A 7,818-nucleotide genomic window follows, 5' to 3' on the forward strand; every position below is an offset into this window, starting at 1 on the left:
CGTGGTGATTGCCGCCTGTCTCATTGCCGTCAAGCTGTTGGGGCCCATGGTCGGCATCGATGGCTTCTGGCCTTGGATGCTCGCGGTCATTGTCGGGATTGTGCTCGGGGCGCTCGTGGGCAGGCTGCTGTTTCGGCCGTCGTCCGGCGGCCCGCTGGAAGACAAAAAGCGGTCATCCTGAATAAGGGGCCGAGCGAATGGCTTTAACGGACACGGCGGCCCTTCCGGCTCTCCGCGCTTCAAGGCTTTGTGGGTAGCCGCGCCGCTGAACGTTGCCGTTAGCTGCACCCCGCACGAAACAGCCCAGCCGCATCAAAGGGCAACAGATGAAACCTGGAAGGAACTACCTCCAGACTGTCGTCTGCGCGATCGGCGTCACCATCATGATATTATCGGGAAACTTGAAATCAGCGAAGCACAGGAAGCCTTGTTTCAATGGCTGATGCGGCCTAAAACCGCACAAATGCGGCGTAAGTAGTTGGCCGATCGCGATTTGCCGCGAGACCCGCACGCTCATGCTGAACGCGGCCTCCGGTGCGCGAGTCCGATCACAACCATCCCGCTCGCGGAAAACAGCGCCAGCGACGTCGGCTCGGGCACCGAAGAGATTCGAACCACCGACGATGCCGTGGTCCCGTCCTGCGGGAAGCAGGGACCAAAAACCTGGAAACCGGTTCGAACACGTTCGACCGGGCGGCGCTGGGGAACGAACCACCCACCGTGTTCCAGTCGACCTCGACCACCGTCGGTGTATTGGCCGGTACGCAGATCGCACCCACGCGGCCCGCCGAACCTTGGCATTGGACCACCATCTTCCGATAGCGGCGGGCAGGTTGCGGATTCGACCGGCGGCCCTGCCATCCTTTGCCTCGCGACCGAACAAATGCGCGCGATTGAACCATGTCCTTGTCTCGCCTTCGCCCTATTGCGCAGTTGTATGGATAGAAGCTTCCAGTCGGTGTGGTTCCTGCCTACTCATAACATACGGAGCGGAGACATGGGCGGCGCTTATCCTGGTCCTCATGGACGTAAGAGAGCTATTGATCTGAAGGCGAAAGACGCCAGCGGGTTTCTGAGCTCTGCTCTTCCTTTTGTGCTGCGGACGATGACTGGCGAGCAGGTGGGCCACGTGCAGATGGTCCTCGACGCCGCCGTCGTGAATCCGGCTATCGAAAAGCAATACGCCGAGCTGATGCGCAGATCGGTGATCGCCCAGAACGGCGTAGCGGTGAACCGGGACCCGAATACGGTGTTGCAGGCCCAAAGGCTGTCCGCGGAACGGATCCCGGTCAGCGAAGCGGACAAGCATGTGCGACTGGAGCACACCCAACTACTGGCGCCCGATGCACTGTTGCGGAGGACTGACACCCCTGACGAAGTACATTTTCTCGCCAGGGTTAAAAAAACCCTGGCCGAAAAAGGAATCTGGCTCCGATTCGACTACAAACTCATTCGAGATCCCGCCGATCCGTCGCGCTGGATTGCCGACCCGCATTCGTTTCAGGCTTGGCTGACCCTCGGCTACGGCGGCGACACGATCCCGGCAAAAAACGGCCAGCTGACCCTCGAGGACCTTTTGAACACGACGATTCTCGGCGCCAACTACTATCGTGACGTTTCACGAGGAGCCATCCAGTGGACACTCGACAAGGCGATCAAGTTTGTCGAGAACCAGATTCTTACCGGAGCGACCTGGCATGAAATGCAGCAACAGTCCCGCACGGAGGCCAAGCTCGGCGTGGAACTGATCTCAGACACGTTGGGCGGAGCCGACTTTCCGAGCTTGAAGATTTGGGATACACCCCATCAATTCCTGACGCAATCCCTGAAAGAAAAAGTTGGCGGCAATGTCAGGGAATCCAGCACCAGCGTCATGTACGCGGCCTTCGCAGCCAAGGCTGCCGCGGAGGTACTGGATGAGTATGTGAGGGACACCTTGAAGGGCGCCCAGCGCGCCGTGACAATTCTCACCGTCGCATCGGTACTCGGCGAGATTGCCGGAGCTTTTCTTATTGTCAGGGCCCTGTTCAGCGGCTTAATACGTCTAGCAGCCGCCGAGGGGTCGGCAGTGGCGAGCACCACCTCGGTGGCGACCAACGTGGCGAAGAACCGGTCTCCGGCCGCCCACTATCCGACCAACTACCGCGGCGTAGCGGCCTACGAAAGGACCATCAACCAATTTGCCACGCCCCACACCGGCTCCGGCTTCGGCACAGTGATCAAGCGCTACGATCTTGCCACGCGACAGAAAATCAACGGCTGGATCAAGGACTTTGAGATCGGCGTGAAAGATTTGTACAAGGCAAGAGGCGAAGCCTGGAGCGGTGGATGGGTCACGTCACGCGAGGAATTCGGACGACTTTCGGCAGCCTGCGACAAGAAGTGGGGTGACATCATGAGTTTGTTTGCCGATCTTGACCGGCTCGCGATGGGCGTCTAGCCGAGCGCGCTGTGCAAAAACGAAATCCGATGCGAACGCGGAGCCGAGACAGGTCGCTAAACCGACAGAAATCGGTGTCTCGCGAAGCCTCCTTGTGCTCGGTAAATCCGGCGGCTGAAGCAACCGGCGTGACTGGTGATAGTCATACGGTATTTCGAGCAAGCAATTCGTGAGCCGACAAACAACGCTTGCCTCAATGGCACTCGCAAGTGAATAATCATGCGTGGCTCGCCCGATCCCTTCGCGAACGACCCAGCCATGCAGATTCGCTGTCCGCACTGCCATCATCCGCTTGAGGTGGTCGAGGAGAAACTGCTCGATGAGTTGGTGTGCCCTTCCTGCGGCAGTAACATCACGTTGATCAGCAAGGACACGGCGGTTGCTCACGAGCTGGTCTCCGACGGCAATACCGTGCGACTTGAGCCGCGGCGGCTGGGACACTTTGAGCTTTTGGAGCAAGTCGGCGTGGGCGGCTTCGGCGCCGTCTGGAAGGCCCGCGATACGGTGCTCGATCGAATCGTAGCCGTGAAGATCCCGCGCCGAGGACAGCTTACTAGTTCAGAGGCGGAGTATTTCCTCCGCGACGCCCGAGCTGCCGCCCAGTTGCGGCACGCGAACATCGTGAGCGTCCATGAAGTCGGCCGCGACGGCGACACGCTGTTCATCGCGAGCCGAGGATCAAATCGACGACCCCGTCGACCGCCTGCCGGGCGATACGAACTTGGACGGACGCGTCGACCTTGTCGATCTCAACAACGTTCGCAACAACTTTGGGACCGTGGGCGCCGGCGTCCTTGGCGACGCCAATGACGATGGTCGCGTCGATCTCCAGGATTTAAATGCGGTCCGGATCAACTTCGGCGCAAGCGCGAGTGGCACTCCCCTATTGCGTCAGCGCGTGGAACCGGCCATCGAGGAGAACCGCGAGCAGTCCCTACTCGAGCAAAGGCGCGAAGCGCTGAATGGTCGACGTATTGGAGCCCGAGTCGACGACCTCGTATTCGGAGTCGGAGTCGATCGCGGCGTTAACGAGCGCCCGCTTTCTATAATCGGCAACCAACTGCCGGGCGCAATCCGTCGCAAGATCCTTCGCAACACATGACCAACGGCAATTCGAGTAGACCGTAAGCCTCGATTATCACGCAAAGCCATCAAAGGTGTTCGCGTCTGAACGGGCGTGAGTCGAACCTGCGACTGCGGGTTACGCCGTCCGATGTCTGGCGCACTACGAAGTGTCATGCCATTCGAGGTCATCGCGCGCTCGTGCATCTGTTAACCGGCTTGTCCGTTTTCCCGACGGCGACAAAAAGTCCGCGCCGATTGACAGGCGGCGTGCCTACGCTCGTTAATTCAGAGGGTCTCTATCCGTAGGCGGTTCCGCTCGTTTTCGGCGGACCGAACGGGACTCGAATCCCGCATCCTCTTGTCGGCGAACGACTTATCTCTTGGGCTCTCGCGCGCATTGTTACGAAGAGGGTTCCTTTCGGGGAGGAAATCAACTTTGTCAGCATGCTGACGGTACAACGCACGTTCACCCAGACGAATCTCAGCTACCTGGCGGCGCTCCGCGAACTTCGCGTCGCCGAGGCCCAGTTGGATGGCTTCCTGCTGTCAGGGAGCCTCCGTTAGCTAAACACCACAACGTTGCAAGCAACACTTGATAGATTCATTCGGCCTGATGATGGATTGCGCACATCGCCTATGGCGACGAAGTTGGGCGCACCAAATCTTCAAAGCGCGCGATAGGTTGCTGCGCAGCCCAGGCAATGCCGCGCAACACTAAAATCCGGAACAGCGGGTCATCCATCGTCGCAGTGTAATGTCCTAAGACACTTGCGAAGACTCGCCCGTCACCAACTTCGTGCGTCCAAACCATGGGATGCTCTTGGCCTTCTTCGACCGCCGTGGCGAGCACCGTCACACGGCCTCGGTCGCCAATCAGGGGCCAATAAGTCTCATCCACGAAGGGCGTCGCTTCAAAGTTCATCGTCAGCGGATGCTTATCGTTCGTAATATGCAGTTCAAGCGGCCCATGTCGGTAATTGGAGCGAACCGGCTGGGCGGCGAGTCCCAGTCGCTCAGCGAGCGCCTCCGGATCGTCGTCGGAGATCATCGCCGAGTGCAAGACGACGAGTCCGCCGCCACGTTTCAGAAACGCATCGATTTCCGCGAATCGCTCTTGAGACCAGTTGTGATTCCAGCAGTAACAAATCACGACGTCGGAACGTTGCCAAAGCTCCGGAGTTGGCCAGTCCTCAACTTCACCAACCGAAGTGTCAGCGGCGCGACTGAGCAATGCCTGCCATCGCGATTGCCAGGCGGGATAGTCATGCTCTCCCGGGCCGTGGTCCTGTTTACCGGCGACTAGGGTAATGTTCAGGGGCGCAGACTTCTCGACAATCGGGGTTTCCATTGCCGCGGTAGAGACCCGACGAACTTCTTCGTCCGAACGTACGGGAAACGCGTCGCCAGCCGCGCTGCGCGAAATCGGTTCAGTCAGCAGAAACGCCAATAGGTCGTGCACTTCATGCCCGCTAAGGCCATCCAGCAGGCCGGTCGGCATCGCAGATGTCGTGGCTGGCTTGATACTTTCCACTTGATTGCGGTCGACGATGGTTTCCTTCGCCTGGGCATCCACCACCCGCAGCTTGTCGGCGCCATCCGCCTTCACGATTCCCTGCAGCACACGGCCATCGTGCAAGGCAAGGCTGTAGCTGACAAAGTCCGGGTTGATCGATGCGCTCGGCTCGCGGATATCTCGCAATACGGAGACTTGATCGCGGTGCGCGAGATTGCCCAGGTCCGGCGCGAAGGTCGCGCCCCGCCCCCGAACAGCATGGCAAGTCGAACACTTGCTTCGGGAGCCGTAGAACAGTTGCTGTCCGCTGGCCGGGTCGCCTTCGGTTTTCGCAACACTCACGCTTGCGACGCTCGCTTCTTGTGCCGATGGCGGCGGCGCCCAAGGAACGAATAATTGTTCCAGTCGGAGACTACGTTCCGTTGGATCAAGGGCGGTATGGTAGCTGGCGTGAATCTGAATCGGTTCTTCGCTGGTCATCGCGACAAACTGAAATGATCGACCACCCGAGTCGACGGCGACGGCCGCGATATGCCCGGACTCCATCGCACGTGACGCAGTCGCCATCCCGGCATCGACTTGCAACTCAAAGCGTCGGTCCGCGGTGATGGTCAAGGTCGCCGCCGAGGGTAACTCTACCGTACCTTCGATCGACAATTCGCCCGGTTGGCGCAACTTCGGAAACCACTGCTCGTGCTCCGCAGAGCCGATCGCTAATTCGCGAGCCACGTTCAGGTCAATATGCGGGAGCCAGATTTTGCTCGCGTCTTCCTGGACGGCCGCGCCTCGCCAAGTGGCCTGGACGCCGTGCAGCGAGTATTCCATGTCGATCGGAAGCGTAGGATCGCCTGGAGCCATTGGAATCATCAGCGAGTAGCCAGCCCGCAGGGGGTGGGGATCGGTGGCAATTGACAGCATTCGCCCATCGTCAGACCACCGAGCGCCTGCCGAATGCAACGTGCCGCGGTGCGATTTCCATTGCTCTTCTACGGCGGCATAGGGGGGCTTGAGCGACTCGAATCGATCGCCAGCCCGCACGTTTTCACCGTAACTCAGTTCGACGGCCGCAGACTCCTTGCGCCACGCCTCAGTCACCGGGCGGTCGAACGCCACCCGAACTTCTAACGGGCTCGTAGGCCAGGCAACTACCGGCTGCGGCGCCGTGGCGTCCACGTAACGAATGCGAAATAGCCTCCCTTCACCTTGAGGACCAGTACCCCAATCAGGCGGACCACTGTGGCAGCAGAGATACAAATCGCCGCGCGGCGAAATCGCCGCGTCTGCCAACAACATCGTGGAGGCGGCGATCAGCGAAGGCCGGCCAATGTATCCATGTTCTGTCTTTACCAAACGTACGCGCCAGAGCTTTCCGCGGGAAAAGCCCGTGACCAGGGCGTCTCCCTGCCATGATTTGGGTCCAAACGATGGATGCAGAGAGTTTGCGTCGTTAAACACCAGCCCCGTCGTCGACTGATGTTGGGGACCAAAGCCCACGACGGGGGGTTCGTCTACAACATCAGGAAGATACACGGGGTGCCGGGGCGGAAATCCGTAGTGCCGGCCTGGCTGAATATAGTTCAATTCATCCAACGGATTGCCGCCAGGTAGCCACGTCGCCCCCTCCTGGTCGGTCAAGAACAGATCGCCGCCGCGATTGAACGCCAGCGTATACGGCACTCGCACACCCGTGCAGATTGTTTCGAGCTTGGTTTGGCCTTTTGCCAGTCGAACAATGGTCCCGCGCAGACTGCCTTTGTCATAGCTGGCGACGTCATCTTGGACTCGATACGGATTCGAATAGTCTGCACACATCAAACCAAAATAGAGATTCCCTTCGGCATCCAACGTAACGGCCGTGGCGTCGACACCTCCCGATGAAACGTCCGTGGGTGGCCATCCTTGCGCGATCACTTTTTCCACATCGGCCCGCAGGTCACCGTCTGAGTCGATCAGCAATGACACCTTCCCATGCGAGGAGACATAGAGTCCTTCTTTAGACCAGGCCAAGCCAACCGGCACGCTCAGCGTATCCTTGTCCCAATAAGCAATGGCTTGCTCCTCGATTCCATCGCCATCGCGGTCGCGAAGCACATACACATGGCCGTTGTAACCGAGTGCGAGTAGGTCACCATTCGGCGAGAATCGCAGGTTGTTGACGTTCGGCAATGCAATGGGCAACTCTTCGACCACGAATCCCGGTACGAGTGGGCGAATGACTTCCTCGGCGCTGCTAGGCGGTGCCAGCACTCCGTAACTACACGTGATCACTGCGGCAAGAAAGTGATGAAACGAGACGCAGTTGGCTCGGGTGAACATGGAATCGTACATCTCAGCTCGTTTGGAAATCAGGGCGGAGCGCCGAAACGCAATCGGCGCCCCGCTCGTGAGAGTTCGTCCGCGGAACGCGTCGAAGTCTATTGATCCAGAATCTTCGACAAGTCATCGAGGATCGCCTTCTCGGCTTTTTCGTCGAGGCCATCCTTCGCCAGAACGTGATTGACCTTTACGTTCATGCCCTTGTAGAGCATGACGGTCAATTCCGCGTCGGGCGAGATCTGGTAGTCTTCCGGTCCGTTCGGCTGATCGGCCGGAACCACGAGGGCGACGTTTTCGATCTCGTGTTCCTTGGCGAGTTCAGTGGCCGCGGCCGTTAAGGCGTCGGCATCATCGCCCAGGAAGTTCACGAAGGCAGCCAGCTTTTGGCCGCTGTGCTCAGAGAGCGCCTTGTCGAGTTGCTTGACCAAACTGGCCAAGTGCCCGTCCGATTTTCGTGCGAAAATCATGACGACGGGGCGTCCAC

Annotated in this window: 5 protein-coding genes; 3 read left to right on the top strand and 2 right to left on the bottom strand. The window is 59.2% G+C overall.

Features of this window, described 5'->3' with window-relative positions:
• The 3 genes from SGJ19_18330 to SGJ19_18340 all read left to right on the top strand — a co-directional run.
• The coding region (locus SGJ19_18330) for a hypothetical protein (GenBank protein MDZ4782208.1) at positions 1–181 on the top strand (181 nt) is incomplete at its 5' end.
• A gap of 816 nt (positions 182–997) precedes the next feature.
• Positions 998–2,440 carry a hypothetical protein gene (locus tag SGJ19_18335; protein ID MDZ4782209.1) on the top strand — a complete coding sequence of 481 codons (1,443 nt, stop codon included), beginning with the start codon at positions 998–1,000 and terminating at the stop codon, positions 2,438–2,440.
• Between the two features lie 219 nt (positions 2,441–2,659).
• Positions 2,660–3,250: a protein kinase gene (locus SGJ19_18340; GenBank protein MDZ4782210.1), complete on the top strand. Its 591-nt coding sequence runs from the start codon at positions 2,660–2,662 to the stop codon at positions 3,248–3,250.
• Between the two features lie 889 nt (positions 3,251–4,139).
• Here the strand turns inward: SGJ19_18340 and SGJ19_18345 are convergent.
• Both SGJ19_18345 and SGJ19_18350 read right to left on the bottom strand, forming a co-directional pair.
• Positions 4,140–7,346 carry a ThuA domain-containing protein gene (locus SGJ19_18345; GenBank protein ID MDZ4782211.1) on the bottom strand — a complete coding sequence of 1,069 codons (3,207 nt, stop codon included), beginning with the start codon at positions 7,344–7,346 and terminating at the stop codon, positions 4,140–4,142.
• Positions 7,347–7,432: 86 nt separating this feature from the next.
• A partial coding sequence (locus SGJ19_18350) for a hypothetical protein (GenBank protein ID MDZ4782212.1) occupies positions 7,433–7,818 on the bottom strand: 386 nt, incomplete at its 5' end.

The organism is Planctomycetia bacterium (assembly GCA_034440135.1).
Lineage (GTDB): Bacteria > Planctomycetota > Planctomycetia > Pirellulales > JALHLM01 > JALHLM01.

What these genes read in the sequence shown, in the direction of transcription:
- SGJ19_18345 (MDZ4782211.1), bottom strand. Translation starts at nt 7,346, where the DNA reads ATGTACGATTCCATGTTCACCCGAGCCAACTGCGTCTCGTTTCATCAC.
- SGJ19_18340 (MDZ4782210.1), top strand. Translation starts at nt 2,660, where the DNA reads ATGCGTGGCTCGCCCGATCCCTTCGCGAACGACCCAGCCATGCAGATT.
- SGJ19_18335 (MDZ4782209.1), top strand. Translation starts at nt 998, where the DNA reads ATGGGCGGCGCTTATCCTGGTCCTCATGGACGTAAGAGAGCTATTGAT.